This window comes from uncultured Methylophaga sp., assembly GCF_947259025.1.
In the GTDB taxonomy this organism is placed as follows: Bacteria; Pseudomonadota; Gammaproteobacteria; order Nitrosococcales; family Methylophagaceae; genus Methylophaga.
Window position 1 is genome coordinate 326792 of the sequence record NZ_CAMYKO010000002.1, and the last position, 24900, is coordinate 351691.

Sequence of the window (24900 nt, forward strand, 5' to 3'; positions counted from 1 at the left end):
GGCCACAACCAAGGATAAGACAATGATCTCAGTCACCCTTCCTGATGGCAGTCAACGCCAATTCGATAATCCCGTTACCGTTCATGATGTCGCCAAATCTATCGGCGATGGTCTGGCCCGTGCCACTGTAGCCGGCAAAATCAATGGTGAGTTGGTTGATGCCTGCACGCTGATTGAACAGGATGCCGAAGTCGCTATTGTGACGCCCCGGGACGAGGAAGGCATTGATATCATTCGTCATTCCACCGCGCACTTGTTTGGCCATGCGGTCAAGCAGCTTTATCCCGAGACCAAAATGGTGATCGGACCGGTGATTGATGAAGGCTTCTACTACGACGTGGATGGTGATCAGCGTTTCAGTCCGGAAGAGATGGACAGCATCCAGAAGCGCATGGAAGAGCTGGCCAAAACCGGCTATGACGTGATCAAGAAAATGACCCCCAAAGACGAAGCGCGGGCCATTTTTGAAGCGCGTGGTGAAATCTACAAAATGCGCATCATCGACGATATGGATGATGACGTAAAAGAAGTCGGCCTCTATTACCACGAAGAATATGTCGATATGTGCCGTGGTCCCCACGTGCCTAATATGTCGTTCTGCAAAGCCTTTAAACTGACCAAACTGGCCGGTGCCTACTGGCGCGGTGATGCCAATAATGAAATGCTGCAGCGCGTCTACGGTACCGCCTGGCCGGATAAAAAAGCGCTGAAAGCCTATCTGCAACGTCTGGAAGAAGCGCAGAAGCGCGACCACCGCAAGATTGCCAAGAACCTGGATTTATTCCACCTGCAGGAAGAAGCCGCGGGCATGATTTTCTGGCACGACAATGGCTGGCAGATTTACCGGGTGGTGGAAAACCATATCCGTGATGTCTTGCGTGATAATGGCTATCAGGAAGTGCGCACCCCGCAAGTGGTGGACCGCACCCTGTGGGAGAAATCCGGTCACTGGGACAAGTTCGGTGACATGATTTTCAGTACCCATTCGGAAAGCCGTGATTACGCGGTCAAGCCGATGAACTGTCCCTGCCACGTGCAGATCTTCAACCAGGGCCTAAAAAGCTATCGTGAGCTGCCGCTGCGCATGGCGGAATTCGGTTCCTGTCACCGTAATGAGCCTTCCGGCACCTTGCACGGCCTGATGCGTTTGCGCGGTTTTACCCAGGATGATGCGCATATCTTCTGTACTGAAGACCAGATCCAGTCAGAAGTGGCGCAGTTTATCGAACTGCTGCATGAAGTTTATGCCGACTTCGGTTTCAACGAGATCATTGTCAAACTCTCCACCCGTCCGGAAAACCGGGTAGGCAGTGATGAAGTCTGGGACAAGGCCGAGCAGGCACTGGAACAGGCACTCAATGCCGCGGATCTTGAGTGGGATCTGCAACCGGGCGAGGGCGCATTCTACGGGCCTAAGATCGAATTTTCGCTGAAAGACTGCCTGGGCCGGGTCTGGCAGTGCGGCACTATCCAGGTCGACTTCTCCATGCCGGGCCGTCTTGATGCCAGCTATGTCGCTGATGACGGCAGCAAACAGGTGCCGGTCATGCTGCACCGTGCGATTCTGGGCTCACTGGAACGCTTTATCGGTATTCTCATTGAAGAGTATGCCGGCGCCTTCCCGACCTGGCTCGCACCCAAGCAGGCTATGGTGATGGGAATCAGTGATAAACAGAGCGAATACGCACAAAAAGTTGCTCAAGATTTGCAGAAACAAGGCTTTAGAGTCGATACAGACTTGAGAAACGAAAAAATTGGCTTTAAAATACGCGAGCATACACTTCGTCGCGTTCCGTATTTGCTGGTCGTTGGTGAACGCGAAGAACAAAATCACGCCGTGGCGGTACGTACTCGCAAGGGTGAAGATCTTGGGGCGATGCCCATTGAAGACTTCGTCAGCTTGCTAAAAGAAGACGTCGCTCGCCGCGGCCGAATTATTTTAGAGGATTAGAACATCGCTAAAGATCAAAAACGGCTGAATGGTGAAATCACAGCCAAAGAAGTTCGACTGACTGATTCTAATGGTGAGCAGCTCGGTATTGTTTCTCTTCGGGAAGCAGTGCAGAAAGCTGAGGACGCCGAATTGGACTTGGTGGAAATTGCCCCACAGGCAAAACCACCGGTATGCCGTATCATGGATTACGGCAAGTTTTTGTTTGAAGAGAACAAGAAAAAAGCTGAAGCTCGGAAAAAACAAAAACAAATTCAGGTCAAGGAAGTGAAGTTCCGACCTGGCACAGAAGAAGGGGATTATCAGGTAAAACTACGCAACCTGATACGTTTCCTTGAAAGCGGGAACAAAACCAAAGTCAGCCTCCGCTTCCGCGGACGTGAAATGGCGCATCAGGAACTGGGTCTGCAATTGCTGCAACGTGTGGCAGAAGACCTGAATGAGATTTCCAGCGTCGAGCAGCGTCCCAAGAAGGAAGGACGGCAAATGATTATGGTTCTGGCTCCTATCAGTAAAAAATAACTACATAAATCAATGCGGAGTTGTTAAATACAATGCCTAAGTTAAAAAACCATAGTGGTGCTGCGAAGCGTTTCAGACGTACCGGCAGCGGAAAATTCAAGCGTTCACAGGCTTTCACCAGTCACATCCTGACCAAGAAAAGCACCAAACGTAAACGCCAGTTGCGTTCTACCCTGACCATCTGCAAAGCAGATCACCTGTCAGTGCGTAAAATGCTGCCGAACCTGTAATTAAGGAGTTTTCCGATGTCTAGAGTAAAACGCGGCGTTACAGCCCACGCACGCCACAAAAAAGTTCTTGCCCAAGCCAAAGGTTATTACGGTCGTCGTAGAAACGTCTATCGTGTTGCCGTCCAGGCGGTAACCAAAGCGGGTCAATATGCCTACCGTGACCGTCGTCAGAAGAAACGTACTTTCCGTACCCTGTGGATTGCCCGTATCAACGCGGCAGCCCGTGATTGCGGTTTGTCCTATAGCCGACTGATCGATGGCCTGAAAAAAGCCTCAATCGAAATCGATCGTAAAGTACTGGCCGATATCGCCGTGCATGACGAAGCGGCATTCGCAGCGATTGCGGAAAAAGCAAAAGCAGCGCTGGCTAAGTAAGACGCGACAAAGCGCGTTATAGCCATTGTGCTGTAGTTAAGTCGAAAAAGGGCCGCAACCACGGCCCTTTTTTGTTTCTGATGAGGGGGAAATATGGCTGAGCTGTCTTCACAGTTACAGGCTTTGGAAGAAATCACGGCAGCGGCCAGACAGGCTGTGGCTGACGCCCGGGATAACCGTGCGCTGGACGATGTGCGGGTCGAGTATCTGGGCAAAAAGGGCAAAATCACCGCCTACCTGAAACAACTGGGCAATGTCAGTGTGGAAGACCGGCCGGTGATCGGTAAATCGGTCAATCAGGCCAAGCAGGAAGTGACCGGCCTGGTGGAAGAGCAAAAGCAGGCTCTGGCCGCCGCGGCGATGGAAGCGGCGTTAAAAGCCGAAACCGTCGATGTCAGCCTGCCCGGTCGTAACAGTGAAGTCGGTGGCCTGCATCCGGTGACCCGCACGTTGCAGCGCATTGAACGCTACTTCCGTAACATCGGTTTCGAAGTCGCCGAAGGCCCGGAAATTGAAGACAGCCATCATAACTTTACCGCATTGAACATTCCGGAAACCCACCCGGCGCGGGCAATGCACGATACCTTTTATTTTGATGCCGACAAACTGCTGCGCACCCATACCTCACCCGTACAAATCCGGGTAATGGAAGAGCAGCAACCACCGCTGCGCCTGATTGCGCCGGGCCGTGTTTACCGCTGTGATTCGGACCTGACCCACACCCCGATGTTCCACCAGGTGGAAGGCCTGATGGTCGATGAGGAGATCAGCTTTACAGATCTGAAAGGCGTGTTGTCCGACTTTCTGCAGGCCTTTTTTGAAAAGCCCTTGAAAGTGCGTTTCCGTCCGTCTTATTTCCCGTTTACCGAACCCTCAGCGGAAGCGGATATCGAATGCGTGATCTGTGGCGGTGAAGGCTGCCGGGTCTGCAGCCATACCGGCTGGATTGAAATTCTCGGTTGCGGCATGGTGCATCCCAATGTGTTTGAGCACGTCAATATCGACAGTGAAAAATACCTGGGCTTTGCTTTTGGCCTCGGTGTCGAGCGGATGGCGATGCTGCGTTATGGCGTCAACGATTTGCGCCTGTTTTTTGATAACGATCTGCGTTTTCTCAGTCAGTTCAAATAATCGGCGGGTATAACAACAATGAAGTTTAGTGAGAAATGGTTACGCGAGTGGGTCAATCCAGCCCTGGATACGGACGCACTGGTAGAGAAACTGACCAATGCCGGTCTGGAAGTCGATGCCGTCGAGCCGGTTGCCGGTGAATTCAGCGGCGTGAAAGTCGGCCAGGTGACTGCGGTCGAGCCGCACCCCGATGCCGACAAACTGCGTTTGACCAAAGTTGATGTTGGCGAAGCAGAGTTTCTCGACATTGTTTGTGGCGCCAGCAATGTGCGCGAAGGCCTGAAAGTGCCGGTTGCCGTGGTGGGTGCAGTGTTGCCCGGTAATTTCAAAATCAAGAAAGCCAAGCTGCGCGGTGTTCCATCCTTCGGCATGCTTTGCAGCGCCAAGGAACTGGGCCTGGCCGAATCGGCCGACGGCTTGCAGGAACTTGCCGATGATGCCCCGGTAGGAGAAGACTTCCGTGATTATCTGGGTCTGGATGATGTCGCCATTGATATCGATCTGACGCCCAACCGCAGTGACTGCCTGGGTATTGCCGGCGTCGCCCGTGAGGTCGGTGTGCTGACTTCAACGGATTTGTGCTCGGTGGATACGGCTGACGTTAATGCCAGCTCGGACAAAACCTTCCCGGTTACTGTCAGTGACGAAGCTGCCTGCCCACGCTACCTGGGGCGGGTGATCGAAAATATTGATCCCAAGGCCGACACGCCGGTATGGATGCAGGAAAAACTGCGCCGCAGCGGTTTGCGAAGTCTGGGCCCGGTCGTTGATGTCACCAACTACGTGATGCTGGAACTGGGTCAGCCGATGCATGCCTTTGACATGGATAAGCTGAGTGGCCAGATTGATGTGCGTATGGCCAAAGCCGGTGAAAAACTGACTTTGCTTGATGGGCAGGAGATTGAATTACAGCCTGAATCGCTGCTGATTACTGATAACAATGGTCCACTGGCTCTTGCTGGCGTTATGGGTGGTGAAGGCTCAGGTGTGACCGATAGCACGCAAAACCTGTTCCTGGAAGCGGCCTTTTTTGCCCCCGCTACTATTGCCGGTAAGGCCCGTAGCTATGGCTTGCATACCGATTCTTCACATCGTTTCGAGCGTGGCGTTGATCCAGAACTGGCCAGTCAGGCTATGCAACGCGCCACCGCCTTATTGCTGGAGATAGTCGGCGGTCAGGCTGGTCCGGTCACGGAAGTGACCAGTGATAAAGACTTGCCGCAGGCGGCCTCAATTTATCTGCGGGAAGAACGTATCAAGCGGGTGTTGGGGATTGCACTGGATCGCCAGGAAGTCACTGAACAGCTGACGCGTCTGGGCCTGACTTTGCAACAAGAAGATGATGGTTGGCAGGTCAGTGTGCCCAGCTTCCGTTTTGATCTGGCAATTGAAGTGGATCTGATTGAAGAGCTGGGCCGGCTCTATGGTTATGACAAACTGCCGGACACCCGTCCGCACGGCACTGTGCTGACGACCAACATTACCGAAACTGAAACCCAGCTGGAACGCCTGCAACATCTGCTGGTCGATCGCGGCTATTTCGAGGCGGTCACCTACAGCTTTGTTGAACCCAAGATCCAGGCTTTGCTGGCAGAAGATGAGCAAGCGCCGATTGAACTGGCGAACCCAATTTCGGCCGATTTATCAGTGATGCGTACATCACAATGGCCGGGCCTGGTTCAGGCCTTGGTCTATAATGCCAACCGCCAACACGATCGTATTCGTTTGTTTGAAGTCGGCCGTGTATTCAAGGGTGATTTGGCGAATATTGAGCAGCAGCGTCAAATCAGCGGCCTGATTTATGGCAACCGCTATGCCGAGCAGTGGGCTGAAAAAAATCGCGAAGTCGATTTCTTTGATGCCAAGGCCGATGTTGAGGCATTGCTGGCTGTCGGTGGCGGCGATATTCGTTTTGAAGCCGACACGCATCCGGCACTGCACCCCGGTCAGTCTGCCCGTGTCTACAAAAACGGCGAAGCGATTGGCTGGCTGGGGGCTCTGCACCCCAAGCTGAACAAACCGCTTGATATTAACGGCCGCGTGTATCTTTTCGAACTTAATCTCAGCGCTGTGTTACAGTCGCAAGTGCCTGAGTTTGAAGCATTATCGAAATTCCCGGCCAACCGTCGAGATTTGGCTTTACTGGTTGATGAGGCGGTGACAGCAGGACAAATTGAAGATTGCCTGAGCACAATTGATTCTGATATTCTTAAGGCATTTCAACTATTTGACGTTTATACCGGAGATGGAGTCGAGGTCGGTAAGAAAAGCCTGGCTGTCGCTTTCCAACTTCAACACGCTGAGCGCACCTTAACAGATGAAGAGGTGGACAGCCTGATTCAAACTGTGACCGAGACCCTGGAACAGTCTCTGGGCGCTACGATAAGATCCTGATCATTAATATAAAAAAGAACAATTACAGAGGTATACATGGCACTGACTAAGGCCGATATGACGGAACAACTCTACGATGAACTGGGTTTCAACAAACGGGAAGCCAAGGAACTGGTAGAAATGTTTTTTGAGGAAATTCGTGTTGCTTTGGAAAACGGTGAGCAAGTGAAATTATCCGGTTTTGGCAACTTCGAACTCAGAGACAAGAGTGAACGGCCTGGTCGTAACCCCAAAACCGGTGAAGAAATCCCAATCTCGGCCCGCCGCGTGGTGACTTTCAGACCCGGACAAAAACTGAAAGCGAGGGTGGATGGTTATGCTGGAAGCAAGTAATAACAACGAATTACCGCCTATTCCAGGGAAGCGCTACTTTACTATCGGTGAAGTCAGTGAATTGTGTGGCGTTAAACCACATGTTTTGCGTTACTGGGAGCAGGAATTTTCTCAACTCAAGCCGGTCAAACGTCGTGGTAATCGTCGCTACTATCAGCGTCATGATGTGATTCTGATTCGTGAAATACGAGGGCTGCTTTACGAGCAGGGCTTCACGATTGGCGGCGCAAGACAGCAACTTGGCCCTTCTGGAGAAGTCAAAAATCCCGCGGTCAATACGGGTAACCAGAAAGAACTGGTTCGTGAACTGCTGAAAGAATTGGAAGATTTAAAAACCTTGTTGAACTAGGTTTTGCCTCTGACAATTTCAATGCTCAGCCACGCAGTCCGATGATTGCGTGGCTTTGTTGTAACTGAAACAAGCAAATGTGTAGTTTTAGCCAGGGATAGAGGCGGAAATCTTTACTTTTCACAGGGTCTTGCTTGCATCAATGCGAATTTGCATCTGCAGCCTGGTCTCCCTAGTATGAGGGGGGCAGAGTAATGCATGACTACTGGAAATAAGCTATATGACATTTTTATCTGCTCTAACGCGCTCACTGTGGCTGAGCTTTTTTATCTTCATGAGCTCCGCCACCGCCGGTGAGTTCGATTTCTTTGTTACAAATGAGCGGGGTGAAGCATTGGAAGCGGCTGTTATCGAACCGATATCAGAGTCGCCGGTCATTGCCGATTCTCAGCCGGTTGCGGTGATTGACCAGGTCAATAAACGTTTTAAGCCGGCGCAACTACTGATCACCACCGGTCAGGACGTAGATTTTCCCAACAGTGACAATATCCGCCATCACGTTTATTCATTTTCCCGGGCCAAGACCTTCGAGCTGAAGCTCTATGCCGATACCCCAGAACAGCCGGTCAATTTCCCCGAGCATGGGGTCGTTGTGCTGGGCTGTAATATCCACGACACCATGATTGGCTATATTTTTGTATCCAATCACCCTGATACCGTTACCACCAATGAAAAAGGACAAGCCAAGCTGAATACTGAGGCGAATATGACTTCAGTCAGAGTCTGGCACAAACACCAGTCACAGGGACCCGAAAAGCTGAAACAAGTGGCACTGGATACCTTAAGCAGGGATGAGATGGGGCGTTATCAGATCCGCGTTGCAACTACTGCGCCTGAGCCCACTAACAGCTTTGAGGATACCTTCCGTGGAATTTCTACGGCGGATTAAGTTACGTAACAAAATCTTCCTGCTGTGTACCGCACTGGTTATGCTCACCACACTGGTGATTCAGGCGAGTTCTTGGTGGAGCAGCAACCAGTTCAACTTGCGCCAGCTTGAAGCTGAAGTCGGCAAAGCCAGGGCGGTATTGACCCAGTATCTTGATGCCCAGGCGTCGCTTTTGGTGACGGCGTCCAAAGTGCTGACCGCTGATTTTGGCTTTGTCAGGGCGGTAGCGACCTCGGATGCCGCCACTATCGAGAGCGTGTTGTTAAACCATGCGGCGCGTATTGATGCTGATGTGATGGTGTTGACAGATATGTCAGGTCATGTGTTGTCATCAACTACCGATGATATGACGGCGGCCAACGAACTGACACCTTCTGAAGTGATGACGTTGATTGATAATCCCAATCAGTCACATATCGTGACGCTGGGGAAGAGCGTTTACCAGGTGATTTTGTCTCCGGTCAAAGCGCCACATATTATCGCTTACAACATTGTCGGTTTTGAGATTGATGAGCAGGCTGCTGCCCACCTTAAATCGCTGACCGGTTTTGATATCAGTTTTTTTCAGGGCGACAGTCACTTACTCAGTACCAGCTTCAGGCTGTCCAGTTTTGATGCTTTCAGACAGTTGCTTAATCGTCAGGAATCAAACTGGCTGTTGTTTGAACGGCCCGCTTACCTGACCGAAGAAGTCACGCTGAAATCGGCGTCAAATATGCCAGTCAAAGTGATGCTGGTTAGCAGCCTGGCACCGTTGTATCAACAATATGACCGCTCATTGCTGCATAACTTTTTACTGGCGCTGCTGATTGCCCTCTCGGCGACGTTGTTAAGCATTCCTTTCGCACGAAGTCTGACCGGCCCTTTGCATCAGTTGGAAGAAGTCGCCAAAGCCTACGCTCAGGGCTTTTATCAGAAAAAAGTCAACATTCATGGCGGGGAGGAAATCCAGAGTCTGCACCAAAACTTTATGGATATGGGCCGTGAAATCAAAACCCGGGAAGATAAAATTCGCTACCAGGCTTCCCATGATGTGCTGACTGGACTGCCTAATTTCTACACCATTGAAGAGCGGCTGGACGAGGCTCTAACTAGAAACCGCCAGCTGATTCTCATCAATATCAGCATTCGAAATTTCCGCCAGATCAATGATCGCCTGGGCGTGGATATGGCCGATGCCTGTCTCAAGTCGCTGGCGACACTGCTCAACAAGCTGCCTATGGACACGGTGTTCTCTGGTCGAATGGAGGGCGCCGAGTTTATCACTGTGATGCGCCTCAGCGATGATATGTCTGCGATTGAGCTGGTAGAAAACTATCTGCATCAGTTGGAAAATGCGCTTTATGTGGCCGAGCTTCATATCAAGCTGGATCTGTCTGCCGGCGTGGCTTTGTATCCTGAAAATGGTCAGGAGGCACGCACTCTGATACGCCGCACTATGATTTCGTTGGATTCGGCACTTAAACAAAAGCAGCGTGTGCATTGCTATGAAGAGGGTGAGGATGAGTTGCATATGCAGCGCCTGGTCATGGTGGAAGCGCTGCGTAAAGTGATTCTGGCGGGTGGTGACAATCAGCTTTTCATGGTCTATCAGCCAAAAATAAACCTTGATGGCAGAGCCTTTATCAAAACTGAGGCCTTGATCCGCTGGCGCCGCGAAAATCAGAACATGGTGTCTCCGGAAGTGTTCGTCAACCTGGCTGAAGAGGCCTCATTGATTGTCGATCTGACCCGCTGGGTGGTTGATAATGTGCTGCAGCAACTGCGCGACTGGCACCAGCAGGGGCAGATGATAGGGGTGGCGGTGAATGTATCGGCACAGGATCTGGCGCAATCCGAGTTTGAAAGTATCATGCTGCGCTGTTGTGACCAATACCAGGTCTCGCCCGAATATATTACTATCGAAATCACTGAGCGCGACATCATGCATGATGAAGCTTCGGTCGTGGTGGCTCTGCGTTCGCTTAAGCAAAAAGGCTTTATCATTGCCATTGATGATTACGGCATTGGTCAGTCCTCTTTGTCAAAGCTCAAGGGCCTGCCGGTTGATGAAATCAAGCTGGATAAAAGCTTTATCATGCAACTTGATCAGTCGCCCAAAGATCAATTGATCGTGCGTTCGACTATTGAACTGGCTCATGGTCTGGGTTACCAGGTCGTGGCCGAAGGCGTGGAGAATGAGGCCAGCCTCGCGCTGCTTAAGACCTTTGGCTGTGACCAGATTCAGGGCTATTACCTGAGCAAACCCCTGACCGCAGAGACGGTCGCAGATTGGCAGAAGGATTATGTGGAAAAAACTGTGCATTCTATTACCGCTGCTGGCTCCGCTTAGCATTGAGGCGGCTGACGGCAAACTGATAGCGACGCCCGGTGTGTCGCAGATTGAGGGAGCGGCGGGTGGCGGCCTGGTGCCCTGGGCGCAACTGGCCGGCTATGCCAGTCGTGACGAAATTGCGGTCAATGCTTTTGCCAGCCGTGGCAGTGTTGATGATTACAGCCTGGATGTTTTCGGTGCCCAGCTTAATTTATATGACCGCTTGGAGCTTTCCATTGCGGAACAGGAGTTCAAGGTTGACGCACTCAATCTCAATATCCGTCAGCGGGTACTGGGCAGCAAACTGCGACTTTATGGTGATATTGTCTACAGCCGCTGGCCACAGTTGAGCGTCGGCCTGCAGTACAAGCAACTCGATGATGCCCTGGTCGCTAACCTGCTGGGCGCGGAGGATGACTCAGGCACCGATTATTATATTGCCGCCTCAAAACTGCATTTGGGGGCGATTGGCGGTTTGAACTGGTTATGGAATGTGACCGGCCGCTATACCGAGGCTAACCAGATTGGCCTGCTGGGTTTTGGTGCTGACGGTGAAGGCTATGAGTGGATGCTGGAAGCATCGACAGCCGTGCTGTTTGGCCGCCACCTGGCCGTGGGGGTAGAGTACCGACAAAAGCCTGATAATCTGGGGCCCAAAGAACAGGACTGGAAAAGTGCCTTCGTGGCCTGGATGCCCAATAAATACGTCAACCTGACAGCAGGCTATATTGACTTGGGTGAAATTGCCGGCAGCGATGATCAGGACGGACTTTACTTCTCAATAATGGGTACTTTCTGATGCGCTTATTGTTTACAGTCATTCTCGCCGCCAGTCTCAGCTTATCCGGCTGTGCCGGCACCCAGCAAAAAACCTTGTATGACAAACTGGGCGGTGAGGCCGGCGTCGATAAAATCGTCACCCATCTGGTGCAGAACATCGGCCGAGACCAACAGGTTTTCCATTATTTCGCCGAGGCCAACGTCAAGCGTTTCAAAAAACATCTGGCGTGGCACCTGTGTGATATCAGTGATGGTCCCTGTGATTACACCGGGGACAGCATGAAGCAGATTCACGACGGCATGCAGATCAATGAGCGTGACTTTAATCATCTGGTCGATCTGCTGATTGATGCCATGTATAAAGCGGACGTCAGTCACCGGGTTCAAAACCAGTTGCTGGCAAGGCTAGTCCCGCTACGACAAGATATTATTTATCGTTAATCTAGCGTTTCCATCTGCATACCAGCCGACTGACAGTGGTGGATGACCACCCGATCACGGCCCTCGGACTTGGCTTTATAAAGCGCCTGATCGGCCCACTCGATGAGTCTCTGTAGCGTGACCTCACCGGAGAAGTCAGCAAAGTCGATAAAACAGGCGCCGATGCTAAGTGTCATATCTATGCGTTTGTCCTTGTAGCTGAAAAGCTCACCGGAAATCACGTCCTTAATTCTTAACAGGTTGTGACGGCAGTCGTTGGCTGACAACTGGCCGGCAATAATAAATTCTTCGCCACCATAGCGGCCCAGAACATCATAGTTTCGCAAGCTGCTTTTGAGTCTTTGTGCGACTTCTGAGAGCACCATATCACCGGCTGTGTGGCCATGACTGTCATTGACGGCCTTGAAATGATCCAAATCCAGCAGAGCAATAAAGAAGGGTTTTTCCGCGCGTTGTGATTCAGCCAGACTGCGCTGGCACAGCTCGGAAACGGTGAGCCGGTTATGAATACCGGTTAAATGATCGAAACTGGCCCGATGAAGCAGCTTTTTCTGCAGGTTTTCAAACGGCATCACCATGCGTCTTGAAACCAGCAAGCTGGCAATGGTGATCAAAGTCACCAGTAGGAAGGTAACGATCAGCATATTAATGCTGAAACGATCGAACTGCCGGTGAAAGTCCGATAAATCAGCAGTCATATAGAGTTTGATATCCCCCCGGGGCAAATCATTGATGTTAATTTGACGGCTGATGAACCGCTGCCTCTCCCAGGGCGAGGGAACCAATGTGTCATGCTCGCCATTTTCAATAAACCGGGCGACCTGAGGACTGGTATTGAGAGCATAGCCCATCATGTTTGAGTAGATCGACAAATCGACACCGGTGAGCGACTGGATATGATTGAGCTTGTCGATGTCCACTGCGGTGCCGGCGATGGCATAACCTACTATATGCGGCGCCTTGATCGACGACAGATATAACCAGTAAAAACCATTCTGTAAGGCGATAAGATGCGGGCGATCCGGGGTGTCTTTCAGCAGTTGGTAGACCCTGCCATCACTGTCATCATCAATCAGGCTGCCATAGCTGGACAGGAACTGCCCGTCGCGATCGGTAATTAACAGCAGGTCAAGCCCGACCCGCTGGGCATGGTTATCAAGCATGCTGGCGATGGTATCGGGATCACCATCAGCGACGGTACGGCGAAAGCCGAAATCAGTAATGACGCCTTTAACCGCAGTCGTGTGCAGCGCCTGTTCCGATTCCAGAAAGCCCTGCAGGAAATAATCGGCCCGGTTGATCTGTTGTTCAGCCACCGCCTCACTGTATCGCTGACCAATCCACCAGCCACTAAGTAGAATCGCACAGGTCGTTACACTGATCAGGGCGATACAAAGCCAGTAGATAAGACGGGAAAACGACGTCACGCTAAATATGTAATGTTTTGATAGCCACTCGCTGATGCTAATACGCGGCGGCGGGTGTGGCAATACAATTCGCGCGTGGGTGGGTTATATCACCAGCAGGTCGACAAACTGATGCACCGGCATCGATGACAGATCTTGCCTGTCATTACAGACAGCCAGAATGGTTTTTTGCTGACGGTCGGGGAAACGCCGGGCAAGGTTGGTTTTAAACTTCCTGACCAGCTCAGGGATACCCTCAGCGCGGCGACGACGGTGACCAAGCGGATATTCCACAGCCACTTGTTCCGACTGGCTGCCATCGTTAAAAAAGACCTGGATGGCATTGGCAATGGAGCGTTTGTCCGGATCAAGATAATCGCGGGTATAGGCCTCACTTTCGACACAGACCATTTTGTCGCGCAAGGCGTCAATGCGGGGATCGGCGGCCACATCATCCTCATAATCGGCGGCAGTCAGGCTGCCTTTGAGCAGGCCGACAGCGGTCATATACTGAATGCAGTGATCCCTATCAGCCGGGTTACTCAGCGGTCCTTGTTTATCGATAATGCGGATGGCTGATTCGTGGGTGGTAATGACGATTTTATCGATCTCATCGATAGCTTTGAGCGTATCCACACGATCAGTAAGCTCGGCATGCAACTGAAAAGCACACTCGACCGCTGTCTGCGCATGAAACTCGGCCGGAAACGCGATTTTGAACAAGACGTTTTCCATCACGTAACTGCCATACTGGCGCTGAAACTTGAATGGCTGCCCATGCATATAAACATCGTAAAAGCCCCAGGTATTGGCAGAGAGGGCGGTGGGATAACCCATTTCGCCTTTCAGTGTCATCCAGGCCAGCCTGACTGCCCGGCTGCAGGCATCGCCTGCGGCCCAGGATTTACGTGAACCGGTGTTAGGGCTGTGGCGATAGGTACGCAGGCTCTGGCCATCAACCCAGGCATTGGAGACGGCATTGATAATATCGTCCTTGCTACCACCCAGCATGCCGGTGACGACTGCGGTGGAGGCCACCTTGACCAGTACCACATGATCCAGGCCTACCCGATTAAAACTGTTTTCCAGTGCCAGCACGCCCTGTATTTCATGGGCTTTGACCATAGCGACCAGCACATCGTGCATGGTGAGTGTCGGCTTATCGTCAGTGTGCTCAGCATGACGCGACAGATAGTCTGCGACAGCCAGAATACTGCCCAGATTATCTGATGGATGGCCCCATTCGGCTGCCAGCCAGGTATCGTTGAAATCTAGCCAGCGCACCATGGCACCGATATTAAACGCCGCCTGCACCGGATCCAGTTGGAACTGGGTGCCCGGTACTTTACTTCCACCCGGCACAATCGTTCCTGGCACGATCGGGCCCAGCAGCTTGGTGCAGGCCGGGTAGGACAGAGCTTCCAGCCCGCAGCCCAGGGTATCCATCAGGCAATAGCGGGCGGTATCCAGTGCTTCTTTGCTGGTGACTTGATAATCCATCACGTAGTCGGCGATATCAACCAGCACCTTGTCCGGCGCCGGTCGCGTCTGGGTCATAGCAGCAGTCATGAATGGGGTTCCTCAAAAATCATAGGGATCAGCCGCGCTGATCGAGCGGCAGGTAAGGCCGGTTTTCCGGGCCGGTGTATTCGGCATTGGGACGGATAATCTTGTTATCGATGCGCTGCTCGATAATGTGTGCCGCCCAACCGGTCACCCGTGAGATAACAAAAATCGGGGTAAAGAAGGCGGTGGGAATGCCCAGCATGTGGTAACTGGAGGCACTGTACCAGTCCAGGTTGGGGAACATGTTTTTCTCCCGCCACATGACCTGCTCGATGCGTTCGGAGATATTGAACAGATTGCTATTGTTGCCATCCTCACACAGCCGTCTTGCCACTGCCTTGATTGCCACATTACGGGGATCGGAAATGGTATAGACCGGGTGGCCGAAACCGATAATAATTTCCTTATTGGCAATGCGTTGCATGATATCGGCCTCGGCTTCATCCGGGCTCGCATAGCGCTGGATAATGGCCATTGCCGCCTCGTTGGCACCGCCATGTTTGGGGCCGCTGAGTGCACCTATGGCACCGGTAATGGAAGAGTAGAAGTCGGCCAGCGTGCCGGCAATGACCCGTGCCGTGAAAGTCGAGGCATTAAACTCATGTTCGGCGTAGAGCACCAGAGATTGATTCATCGCTGCGATATGCAGATCAGAAGGCTTTTTGCCATGCAGTAAATGCAGAAAATGACTGGCAATCGAATCCTCATCACTATCCACATCAATGCGTTTGCCATGCAGGCTGAAGTGATGCCAGTAGAGCAGGGCACTGCCTAGGCAGGCGATCAGCCGATCGGCTAAGGCTCTGGCGCCATCAGCCGAGTGGTCAGGCGCTTCCGGCTCTAACGTACCCAGCATGGACGTTGCCGTGCGCATCACATCCATCGGGTGAGCCGTGGCGGGTAATTGTTCCAGCACCACTTTCAGCGCATCAGGAATATCACGCAATTGGCGCAGCCTGGCATGATAAGCATTCAGCTCTGACTGATTAGGCAAGTGGCCGTGAATCAGCAGAAACGCCACTTCTTCAAACGTGCTGTTGGCAGCAAGTTCCAGAATATCGTAGCCGCGGTAATGCAGATCATTGCCACTGTGGCCAACAGTGCAGACGGCCGTGGTGCCAGCCGATACGCCGGCAAGGGCAACGCCTTTTTTCTTTTTCTGAACCTGGGTCATGGTGAGCTCCTGAGCAGCGTTGCTGCTGGCTAGGGACGAGGTTTAGCTTTTATCGTCACTGTTAAAAAGGGCATCCAGCTTTTGTTCATAAGCGTGGTAGTCAAGGAAGTCGTAAAGCTCGCTGCGGGTCTGCATGAGATCAACCACATGTTGCTGGGTGCCATGCTCACGCACCGACTGATAAACCTGCAGGGCGGCGGCATTCATAGCGCGGAATGCAGACAACGGATACAACACCAGGCTGACCTCATGCGCAGCCAGCTCCTCGACTGTGTAAAGCGGGGTACTGCCGAACTCGGTAATATTGGCCAGCACCGGGACTTTGACGGCTTCGGCAAATTGTTGATACATGGCGAGATCGGTCATCGCCTCCGGGAAAATCATATCGGCGCCGGCCTCGACACAAGCGCAGGCGCGGTCAATCGCTGATTCGAGACCTTCCACCGCCAACGCATCGGTGCGGGCCATGATCACAAAGTCGTCATCGGTTTTGGCATCGACGGCGGCCTTGATGCGATCGACCATTTCCTGCTGGCTGACAATCGCCTTGTTGGGGCGATGACCACAGCGTTTGTTCTGCACCTGATCTTCAATATGCACCGCACCGGCGCCGGCCTGAATCATTTTTTTTATCGTGCGGGCGATATTAAACGCGCCGCCAAAACCGGTATCGATATCGACCAGTACCGGCAACTCAGTGATCGCGGTAATACGCTCGACATCGGTGACCACATCATCCAGCGTGGAAATACCCAGATCAGGCAGGCCGAGAGAAGCGGCAGCGACGCCACCGCCTGACACATAGAGCGCGCGGTAACCGACTTTTTCCGCCATGCGGGCGTGATAGGCGTTAATCGCCCCCATCACCTGCAAAGGATGTTCTTCTCTGACGGCCTGACGGAAGCGGGCGCCTGCTGAAGGTAAAGTCATAAGCAATCCTTTAGAAAAATGCTTTATCTGCGTCTGCCGGCACTTCGACGCCAGTCTGTTTGGCGCGCTGCAGCAGTTCCCAGAAATAACGGTAGGTGGCGCGATCGTGCAGCTCACCCTCAAACTGGATCGGGCCCCAGTCAGCCTGCTGGGCGGCCAGCAAAATGCTGGCGGCGCTGATGACTTCGCTGTAATCGGGTTTCATGGCATTCACAATCGCGGTGATTTGAGTCGGATAAATACTCCACATCCGCAAAAAGCCGAACTCATTGCGGGCACGGGAGGCATCGCTGTGGGTGACTTCCTCGTTTTTCAAATCAAGGGTCACGTTATGAGCCGGCACCACGCCGTTGGCAAGGGCAGCAGCCACCACTTCGGCTTTGGCCCGGGCCAGCAGGCGATGATCGAACTGACCGGGACTGCGCATCGCGGTGGCAGAAATGGCGCCGTGATGAGCGCTGACAAAATCCATCAGGCCAAAGTCCAGCACCTGCACCCAATCCAGTGCGGCGATCTGATGTACGTCTTTCAGTGCACCGTGGGTTTCTATCAACACATGAATTGGAATTTCGCGCTGAATATCATTGTGCTGGGCGACTTTCTGGATGTAGCCGATCATCTCCGCCACCTGATCCACGCTGGTGGCCTTGGGAATAGTGATATACGTCAGTAACTCGCCGGCACCAGCCACCAGGATATCGACATCCTGCTGCCAGCTGTTATGGGTGTAATCGTGAATACGGGCCCCGGCCATCTTGTGTTTGTTGAGGTCGCTGTTGAGCACGCGCACGATCATCTCGGCATGTTCTTTTTCGGTACCGGCGGCGGCGCCATCTTCGCAGTCACAGGTAATATCAAATACCGGGCCGACTGTGTCCTGAAGGCCCAGCGCTTTGCTGATCAGTTTTTCACTACCAGCGAAGTGTTCACAGCTGGGAATGATCGGAAACGCCTGTTCACCCTCGAACAGGGCCTGACTGGGATGAGTGAGATTGGTCATGTTCATGGCTTTCCTCTTTTAAGCCTGGCGCGGCATTAAAACGGTGTAATCAAGATCGAGCACTACATTGGGGTGGTACTGGCGTTTGCCGTCGATATCGACATGGGTGGACGCGAGACTGTCAGCGCTCTGATTCTTGAGGCCAACCATTCGCAGACGAAGCGCTCCCAGATCATCGCGACCGGGCATGGGCCATTTTTCCAACACTTCGCTCCAGCTATAAAACGTATCGCCACCAAAGCTGGGATTGGCATGGGTCCCGGCGTTAATTGCGGCGATAAACAGGGCATTCTCCAGGCCGTCGTAACTCAGGGCACGACAAATCGATATGACATGGCCGCCATACATCAGCCGTCTGCCGAAGGCCGTATCCTGCATGGCCAGATCATCGAAATGCAGTCTGGCATTGTTCTGATAAAGCTTGGTGGCCAGGGTGTGGTCACTGTCATCGACGGTCATACCGGCAGGATGGTTAAGTCGTTCACCGACTTCAAAATCTTCCCACAGGCGGCCTGACCCCGTGACCGCGGTATCAAAATCCCGGGTATCCAAATCTTCGCTGATCATCAAATCTTCCACAGCCACAACTTGATCAAGTTCCGGTATCACGGTCTCAGGGGCCGGCGCCGACATATTGTTTTTATGCACCATCACCCAGCGCACCCAGGACAAGACTGGCTTGCGGTTATGGTTGAAACTGGTCGAGCGCACAAACACAATGCCGTTTTTGCCGCTGGAATTTTGCTTGAGGCCAATGACCTCGGTTTCGGTGGTCAGGGTGTCACCGGCATAGACCGGGTGCTGGAACTTGATTTCGGCATAGCCCAGGTTGGCCACCGCGTTCACCGAGATATCGGGCACGCTTTTACCGAAAGCGATATGGAATGCCAGCAGGTCATCAATGGTTTTATCTTCCAGGCCCAGCGAGTGAGCGACCGGTTGTGCACAGTGAACAATATGACGGGAGCCGGTCAGGGCAATATATAAAGCTGCATCGCCTTCAGTAATAGTGCGGGGCGTGGCATGGACAATGTTCTCGCCCAGTTTGAAGTCCTCGAAAAAACGGCCCCGGTTGAATTGCGGCTTAGTCATTGTCGAGCTCCAGATCCTGAATCATGTCAGAGAGCAGCAAAAAGCGTTTGGCCGCTGTGACATGGTGGTGTTCTACCAGCTTGCCATTGACCAGCACCGTGCCGCGCCCGGCTTTATTGGCTTCACTGAGGGCCTGGATGACTTCTTTGGCGTTCTCGACCTCGGCCGGTTTAGGCGTGTAAGCATCATTGGCATACGGCAACTGGAAGGGATGTACCAGCGACTTGCCGTCAAAGCCCATATCACGACCGATACGGCAGGCGTATTCAAAGGCCTGCATATCTTTGAGATCACTATGGATGCCGTCAATAACGGCACGGCCATACGCACGTGCTGCCAGGACAACCCATGACAGACTGGTGCGAATGGCGGTGCGCTCCAGTGTGGTTCTGGCATGCAGATCAGAAATCAGATCTGACGTTGCCAGCACCATGCAAGCAATACGATCAGAAGCGCGGGCAATTTCCTCGGCATGCAGCACCGCCAGCGGGCTCTCGATCATCACCATGATAGGGGTATCGCTGTTACCGGCCTTTTCCACGGCGTCGATGGCGGCCAATACATCTTTCTCGCTCTCTATATTCGAGAACAGGATGGCATCGGCACCGAGGTTAGCCACAGCGTTGACATCGTCATAGCCCCATTCGGAGTCGAGATCGTTAACACGAACGACGACTTCACGATTGTCAAAACCGCCTTGTTTGAGGGCGTTAACCACATTCCGGCGTGACTCTTCCTTAGCCGACAGCAGGATGGGGGCACCCAGATCCAGAATGATGCTATCCACTTGCAGGCTGCGGGCCTTATTCAGGTAGTGCGGATTGCAGCCCGGCACATACAGCATGGAGCGTCGTGGCCGGAAATAATTATTCATACGGCTTCCTCATCGAAGTTTTCAGCCCGCGGCTGAACTTGATATTGATTCTATGCCAGACAAAATTAAAGTGTCAATAATTATCTTATGTCTTATATAAGATATAAAACACTAGACAAATAAAATGAACTGGTATACATTCAGTACTACAGCGATTTCAGAGGTTTACAACATTGTCTCTGGGATAGCAGTTAGCGCGATGGGTGACACATAAAGTCAGAATAAGCGCAAAAGAGTGATACAGATTTCTTGTGTCTTATATAAGATAAGAGTGGTTTGGTAGGCTATAGATAATGATTGATGACCATACAGGAATGACGATGAGTAAATCTGCTACCGCGCCGGTATTTAAACCGCTCTATGAACAGATCAAGGTCTTTATTACCCAGAGCCTGATTGCCGGTGAATGGAAACCGGGGGAGAGCATTCCCAGCGAGATTGAACTGGCCGCTCGCTTTAACGTTAGCCAGGGCACGGTGCGCAAAGCCATTGATGCGCTGGCGATGGAAAATATTGTGGTACGGCGCCAGGGGAAAGGTACCTTTGTGGCCACTCATAAAGAAGAACAGAGCAAGTTGCGCTTTTTGCGCCTGACTTCTGCCGATGGCCACAAACAACCACTGAACAACCGGATGCTCAGTTGCAAGCGTGTTAAAGCCACAGCTGAGATTGCTCAGCTGACCGGGCTTAAAAAAGGCACAGCGGTGATTGAGATTCAGCGGCTTTTGAGTTTTGCCGACGAGCCTAAAATCCTTGATTACATTATCGTGCAATCGAAGTTTTTCCGTGGTCTCAACAGTAGCCGCATCAGCGAAAATAACGGCTCTCTGTACAGCATGTACGAAACCGTCTACGGCATACCCATGGTACGGGCTGAAGAAAAACTGACCGCGGTCGCCGCCAGCGACGATCAGGGCCAATTACTCAATGTTGAGCCCGGTTTTCCCTTACTGAAAGTAGAAAGGGTGGCTTACACCTATGGCGACAAGCCGATGGAATGGCGCGTTGGGCTCTGTGTGACTGACGAACATCATTACATGAACGAACTGGAGTAATCCTGATGACTGACAATCCGTCCAGCTATAGACAGCTTGCCCTCGATTATCATGAGTTTCCCCGTCCCGGTAAGCTCAGCGTCGAGTCCAGCAAGCCCTGCGCAACCGGGGCGGAGTTGTCGCTCGCCTACACCCCGGGGGTGGCTGAACCGGTGCGGGAAATTCACCGCAATGCCGGCAATGCTTATCGCTATACCAACAAAGGCAATTTGGTGGCTGTGATTACTGACGGCACCGCGGTGCTGGGCCTGGGCAATGTCGGTCCCCTGGCCAGCAAGCCGGTGATGGAGGGCAAAGGCGTTCTGTTCAAACACTTTGCCGGTATCGATGTATTTGATATCGAAGTGGAGGCGCCCTCGGTGGAGTCGTTTATCGAGACGGTGGTCAATATTGCACCGACCTTTGGTGGCATCAACCTGGAAGACATTGCTGCACCGCATTGTTTTCGCATTGAACGTGAGCTTCGTGAAAGACTGGATATCCCGGTATTCCACGATGATCAGCATGGCACGGCGGTGGTGATCTGTGCTGCGCTGATCAATGCGCTGGAACTGCAGGATAAATCACTGGCCGCTGCCAAAATCACATTTCTCGGTGCCGGTGCGGCCGGCATGGCAACAGCGCGCCTGCTCAAGGCCATGGGCGCGACCGATATTACCCTGGTCAATAAATCCGGTGTCTTGCACAGCGGTAGTGAAAACGTCAGTGAAGAGGTGATTGACCTGCTGCGTGACACGGAGGCCCGCACCCTGGCTGATGCGGTTGAAGGTGCCGATGTCTTTATCGGCGTTTCTGCGGCTAATGCCTTGCCAGCTGACTTGTTAAAGACGATGGCAGCGAAGCCGATCGTGTTTGCCCTGGCCAACCCTGACCCGGAAATCCTGCCTGATCAGGCACAGGCTGTGCGTGATGACATCGTCATGGCCACCGGTCGTTCTGATTTTCCCAATCAGGTTAATAATGCCCTGTGCTTTCCCTACCTGTTTCGGGGGGCTCTGGATGCCAAGGCGCCACAGGTCAGTCAGCGTATGCAGATAGCTGCCGCCTATGCCCTGGCGGACCTGGCCCGTGAGCCTGTGCCCGACTCGGTGCTGGCAGCTTACGACCTGGACGCACTGGCCTTCGGCCCTGATTACATCATACCCAAGCCTTTTGATCCGCGTTTACTGGAGAAAGTCTCCACGGCGGTGTCTGATGCCAGTCTGGCCGAGCAGGCCGAGTTGCAGGAAAAGACGGGCTCATAGTCCGCTAAGTGGGCCCAAGCCCGGATGAGAAAAACAGGGGGAACCTGATGGAATATCCCAACAAACAATATGCTGAACCTTTTGCCGATGTCGACTTCTGCCGGGTATTCAACAACTCGGTGCTGGGCGATTTCTGGCCTGGTATCCAGCTTTATTATCCACCGGTCAAGTACGCGCCGTCGCTGGGCATTTATGAAGATCTGGAACAGGCAGCCCAACGTATTAAAAAGCATGCCTATGAGACTCGGGCCCATACCCTGATTTTTGACCTGGAAGATGGTTGTCGGCAAAAAGAAATGAGCCGCACGCTGCTGCGTCAGGAGCTGCCAGGGCTGCGTCAGCATAATAAGGACGTTACGATTGCGGTACGCGTCAATCCATTCCGAACCTACGAGTACGAACAGGATATGGATATGGTGCGCGATATGGGCGACTGCATTGATGTGGTGATGCTGGCCAAAGCCGGTGAAGCCTATGGCGCTGCCGAAGTTAGGGATCTCTCCAATCTGCTGGTAAGTATCAACAATAAAATCAGCATCCAGCCGATTATCGAACATCCCAAATCGCTTAAGATTGCCCCGGATCTGATGCAATACAACACGGTTAAACACGTGGTGTTCGGCATCCATGACTTTTCCAAAGCCATGGGCATACATATCACCCCGGAACACTGGACCGAAGAGCTCAAACACTTCCTCTATCAGATCATGTTCGAAGCCCGTATCGCCGGTAAAGGCGTGATCGGCGGGGTCGAGACGCTGATTGGATCATCGAGCATGCCGGAAAAATATGTCGAGCCGAATGATGTCCGTCGCTGGCTGGACCTGCATGGTGAGGACGAATCACGCATTGTATACAAGCATGCCTGTGAAGAGTCGGCGATGGGCCTGACCGGTAAGCAGGTGATCCATCCCGGTCATATTCATCTGTGTAAAGTCGCTTACACACCATCGCCGGCGGATATTGATCAGAAAACAGCCATTCTGAAGGCAGCCATTGAGGCTGACGCGCTGCTCGGCGGTGCCATTAAATTCGATGGTGAAATGCTTGACCCGCCGATGTTCGGTAAAGCCTTGCAGACACTGCTGCGTGCCAACGCTTTACGGGCGCTGGATGAAGCCGATCGTCAATTTGCGATGGAAGTGCTGCAACTGATGCCGACCCAGGTGATTCGTGAGAACTGGCCCTATGGAGCAATCTTATGAGAAATCTACCCCCGTTTCCTCACTGGCACTGGCAGGTGCCCAGCCATTTTAATATTGCTGTGGCCTGCACCGATCGTCACCTGGCTACCACGGTAGGTAAAACCACGGCAATGATTGTCGAGGATGATGAGTTGGGCACTGACACCATCACTTATTCTCAGTTATCTCGCCGCACCAACCAGTTTGCCCAGTGCCTGAGGAATGCGGGCATCACTCATGGTGACCGGGTGTTGATACGTTTGCCCAATTCGCTGGACTATCCTACGGCTTTTCTGGGCGCGATGAAGGTGGGGGCGATATCGGTACCGACATCAACCCTGCTTACCGTGGAAGAAGTCTTGTATCTCGCCAAAGACTCGGGTGCCAGCGTGCTGGTGACGGACAAGGCTTTCTGGCCGCAATTGAAGCCGGCTTTGACTGACTGCCCTGATATCCAACTGGTGCTGCTCTCAGGAGAAGGCGCGGTGGACAGTGATCTGCCCGGTATCAAGGTGCAGGATCTGGCCCGTTCTCTGGCTGAGATTGAAAAATGGCTGCCGCCGCGGGAAACACGTGCTGACGATCCGGCATACCTGGTTTATACCTCGGGCACGACCGGTTATCCCAAAGGCGTGTTACATGCCCACCGGGCGATGATTGGCCGCAGACCGGCGTCCAGTTACTGGTTTGATTTTGATCCTGAACGTCAGGATCGCATTCTGCACTCAGGCAAATTCAACTGGACTTATGTGTTGGGTTCAGGGTTGATGGATCCGCTCTATATGGGCAAAACCGTGATTGTTCACGAGGGCAAAAATGACCCCACGCTGTGGCCGAAGCTGATTGCCAGGCACGAGGCCACGATCTTTATTGGTGTACCGACGATTTACCGTCAGATCTTGCAGAAAACCGCTTTGGGTAAAGCGGATGTGCCCAGCCTGCGGCATTGTATGAGTGCCGGTGAGCATTTATCCGATGAAGTACTGACGCAGTGGAAACAGCGCTTTGCTATCGATATTTATGAAGCGGTGGGTATGTCTGAGTTTTCCTATTATCTGTGTGAAACCAAGACGCGACCTATACGGCCGGGCTCTGCCGGTTTCCCCCAGCCCGGCCACGATATTCAATTGCTGGATCCGGACACGATGAAACCGGTGCCGGTGGGTGAAGAGGGCATGATCTGTGTGCCCGATAGCGACCCCGGCCTGTTCCTTGAATACTGGAATCTTCCGGAGGAGACGGCCAAGCTGCGCCATGATGGCTGGTTCTTTACCGGTGATTATGCGCGTTACGACAAGGACGGCTATATCTGGTTTCTGGGGCGCAAGGACGACATTATCAAAAGTTTTGGCTACCGGGTCTCGCCTTATGAAATAGAGCGGGTGTTCAAGTCTCACCCGGCAGTCAGTGACAGTGCCGCGGTGGGCGAGGAAATTGCCAAGGACAAAATGCTGGTGGTGAATTATGTCATTCTGCACGAAGGCGAGACCATCAGTGCTGAGGAATTACTGGCGTTTGGTCAGCAACACCTGGCTGCTTACAAGGCGCCGAAAAAAATCTATATTGCCCGCGATTTCCCACGTACCAAGAACGGCAAGATTCTGCGAAGAGAGGTGAGTCCGCATATCGCGATTGTAACAGCGGGGTAACAAATTTCTTGATCAAT

23 protein-coding genes are annotated in these 24900 nt (G+C 52.6%); 16 read left to right on the plus strand and 7 right to left on the minus strand.

Features of this window, described 5'->3' with window-relative positions; genetic code table 11:
• Nucleotides 1–22: 22 nt before the first annotated feature.
• From thrS to Q0X64_RS02770, 12 genes are all read left to right on the plus strand, one after another.
• A complete protein-coding gene (gene thrS / locus Q0X64_RS02715) occupies nt 23–1951 on the plus strand; it encodes a threonine--tRNA ligase (protein WP_297808730.1) in 1929 nt (642 codons plus the stop codon).
• A 3-nt stretch (nt 1952–1954) separates the two neighbouring features.
• Nucleotides 1955–2473 (plus strand): translation initiation factor IF-3, encoded by a 519-nt coding sequence (infC, locus tag Q0X64_RS02720; RefSeq protein ID WP_297808815.1) that lies wholly within the window; start codon nt 1955–1957, stop codon nt 2471–2473.
• A gap of 32 nt (nt 2474–2505) precedes the next feature.
• Nucleotides 2506–2703: a 50S ribosomal protein L35 gene (gene rpmI / locus Q0X64_RS02725; protein WP_297808734.1), complete on the plus strand. Its 198-nt coding sequence runs from the start codon at nt 2506–2508 to the stop codon at nt 2701–2703.
• A gap of 15 nt (nt 2704–2718) precedes the next feature.
• Nucleotides 2719–3078, plus strand: a complete 360-nt coding sequence (rplT, locus tag Q0X64_RS02730; protein ID WP_297808737.1) for a 50S ribosomal protein L20 — start codon at nt 2719–2721, stop codon at nt 3076–3078.
• 93 nt (nt 3079–3171) lie between these two features.
• The gene (pheS, locus tag Q0X64_RS02735) at nt 3172–4209 is read left to right on the plus strand and encodes a phenylalanine--tRNA ligase subunit alpha (RefSeq protein WP_297808740.1); all 1038 of its coding nucleotides are present in this window, start codon (nt 3172–3174) and stop codon (nt 4207–4209) included.
• An 18-nt stretch (nt 4210–4227) separates the two neighbouring features.
• On the plus strand, nt 4228–6603 hold the full coding sequence (gene pheT / locus Q0X64_RS02740; RefSeq protein ID WP_297808743.1) for a phenylalanine--tRNA ligase subunit beta: 2376 nt from the start codon (nt 4228–4230) through the stop codon (nt 6601–6603).
• Between the two features lie 36 nt (nt 6604–6639).
• Entirely contained in the window at nt 6640–6936 is a 297-nt protein-coding gene (ihfA, locus tag Q0X64_RS02745; RefSeq protein ID WP_297808745.1) for an integration host factor subunit alpha, read from the plus strand.
• On the plus strand, nt 6920–7285 hold the full coding sequence (locus Q0X64_RS02750) for a MerR family transcriptional regulator (RefSeq protein WP_297808748.1): 366 nt from the start codon (nt 6920–6922) through the stop codon (nt 7283–7285). Before ihfA ends, Q0X64_RS02750 begins: the two co-directional genes overlap by 17 nt.
• Before the next feature lie 274 nt (nt 7286–7559).
• The gene (locus Q0X64_RS02755) at nt 7560–8174 is read left to right on the plus strand and encodes a methylamine utilization protein (RefSeq protein WP_297808751.1); all 615 of its coding nucleotides are present in this window, start codon (nt 7560–7562) and stop codon (nt 8172–8174) included.
• Nucleotides 8152–10506: a GGDEF domain-containing protein gene (locus tag Q0X64_RS02760; RefSeq protein ID WP_297808753.1), complete on the plus strand. Its 2355-nt coding sequence runs from the start codon at nt 8152–8154 to the stop codon at nt 10504–10506. Before Q0X64_RS02755 ends, Q0X64_RS02760 begins: the two co-directional genes overlap by 23 nt.
• Entirely contained in the window at nt 10460–11287 is an 828-nt protein-coding gene (locus Q0X64_RS02765; protein WP_297808755.1) for a DUF3034 family protein, read from the plus strand. The genes Q0X64_RS02760 and Q0X64_RS02765 overlap by 47 nt, the downstream gene beginning before the upstream one ends.
• Nucleotides 11287–11709, plus strand: a complete 423-nt coding sequence (locus Q0X64_RS02770) for a group 1 truncated hemoglobin (RefSeq protein WP_297808758.1) — start codon at nt 11287–11289, stop codon at nt 11707–11709. The genes Q0X64_RS02765 and Q0X64_RS02770 overlap by 1 nt, the downstream gene beginning before the upstream one ends.
• Here the strand turns inward: Q0X64_RS02770 and Q0X64_RS02775 are convergent.
• The 7 genes from Q0X64_RS02775 to Q0X64_RS02805 form a co-directional block, all read right to left on the minus strand.
• The gene (locus tag Q0X64_RS02775; RefSeq protein WP_297808761.1) at nt 11706–13136 is read right to left on the minus strand and encodes a diguanylate cyclase; all 1431 of its coding nucleotides are present in this window, start codon (nt 13134–13136) and stop codon (nt 11706–11708) included. The two genes, Q0X64_RS02770 and Q0X64_RS02775, sit on opposite strands and share 4 nt — an antisense overlap.
• Nucleotides 13137–13220: 84 nt before the next feature.
• A complete protein-coding gene (locus tag Q0X64_RS02780) occupies nt 13221–14684 on the minus strand; it encodes a bifunctional 2-methylcitrate dehydratase/aconitate hydratase (protein ID WP_297808763.1) in 1464 nt (487 codons plus the stop codon).
• A gap of 28 nt (nt 14685–14712) precedes the next feature.
• Nucleotides 14713–15855 (minus strand): 2-methylcitrate synthase, encoded by a 1143-nt coding sequence (gene prpC / locus Q0X64_RS02785; RefSeq protein ID WP_297808765.1) that lies wholly within the window; start codon nt 15853–15855, stop codon nt 14713–14715.
• A gap of 42 nt (nt 15856–15897) precedes the next feature.
• Nucleotides 15898–16785 (minus strand): methylisocitrate lyase, encoded by an 888-nt coding sequence (gene prpB / locus Q0X64_RS02790; RefSeq protein ID WP_297808767.1) that lies wholly within the window; start codon nt 16783–16785, stop codon nt 15898–15900.
• A 10-nt stretch (nt 16786–16795) separates the two neighbouring features.
• Nucleotides 16796–17791, minus strand: a complete 996-nt coding sequence (locus Q0X64_RS02795; RefSeq protein ID WP_297808769.1) for an aldolase/citrate lyase family protein — start codon at nt 17789–17791, stop codon at nt 16796–16798.
• Nucleotides 17792–17803: 12 nt separating this feature from the next.
• Nucleotides 17804–18877: a MaoC family dehydratase gene (locus Q0X64_RS02800; RefSeq protein ID WP_297808772.1), complete on the minus strand. Its 1074-nt coding sequence runs from the start codon at nt 18875–18877 to the stop codon at nt 17804–17806.
• Nucleotides 18870–19751 (minus strand): CoA ester lyase, encoded by an 882-nt coding sequence (locus Q0X64_RS02805; protein WP_297808775.1) that lies wholly within the window; start codon nt 19749–19751, stop codon nt 18870–18872. The genes Q0X64_RS02800 and Q0X64_RS02805 overlap by 8 nt, the downstream gene beginning before the upstream one ends.
• Before the next feature lie 320 nt (nt 19752–20071).
• Between Q0X64_RS02805 and Q0X64_RS02810 the strand changes: the two genes are divergently transcribed.
• Genes Q0X64_RS02810 through Q0X64_RS02825 form a run of 4 tightly spaced genes read left to right on the plus strand, consistent with a single transcriptional unit; the run spans nt 20072 to nt 24883 of the window.
• Nucleotides 20072–20806 carry a GntR family transcriptional regulator gene (locus tag Q0X64_RS02810; protein ID WP_297808778.1) on the plus strand — a complete coding sequence of 245 codons (735 nt, stop codon included), beginning with the start codon at nt 20072–20074 and terminating at the stop codon, nt 20804–20806.
• A 5-nt stretch (nt 20807–20811) separates the two neighbouring features.
• Nucleotides 20812–22050 carry a malic enzyme-like NAD(P)-binding protein gene (locus Q0X64_RS02815; protein ID WP_297808781.1) on the plus strand — a complete coding sequence of 413 codons (1239 nt, stop codon included), beginning with the start codon at nt 20812–20814 and terminating at the stop codon, nt 22048–22050.
• Between the two features lie 47 nt (nt 22051–22097).
• Entirely contained in the window at nt 22098–23255 is a 1158-nt protein-coding gene (locus Q0X64_RS02820) for an aldolase/citrate lyase family protein (RefSeq protein ID WP_297808784.1), read from the plus strand.
• The gene (locus tag Q0X64_RS02825; protein WP_297808787.1) at nt 23252–24883 is read left to right on the plus strand and encodes an acyl-CoA synthetase; all 1632 of its coding nucleotides are present in this window, start codon (nt 23252–23254) and stop codon (nt 24881–24883) included. The genes Q0X64_RS02820 and Q0X64_RS02825 overlap by 4 nt, the downstream gene beginning before the upstream one ends.
• The last annotated feature ends 17 nt before the right edge of the window (nt 24884–24900 follow it).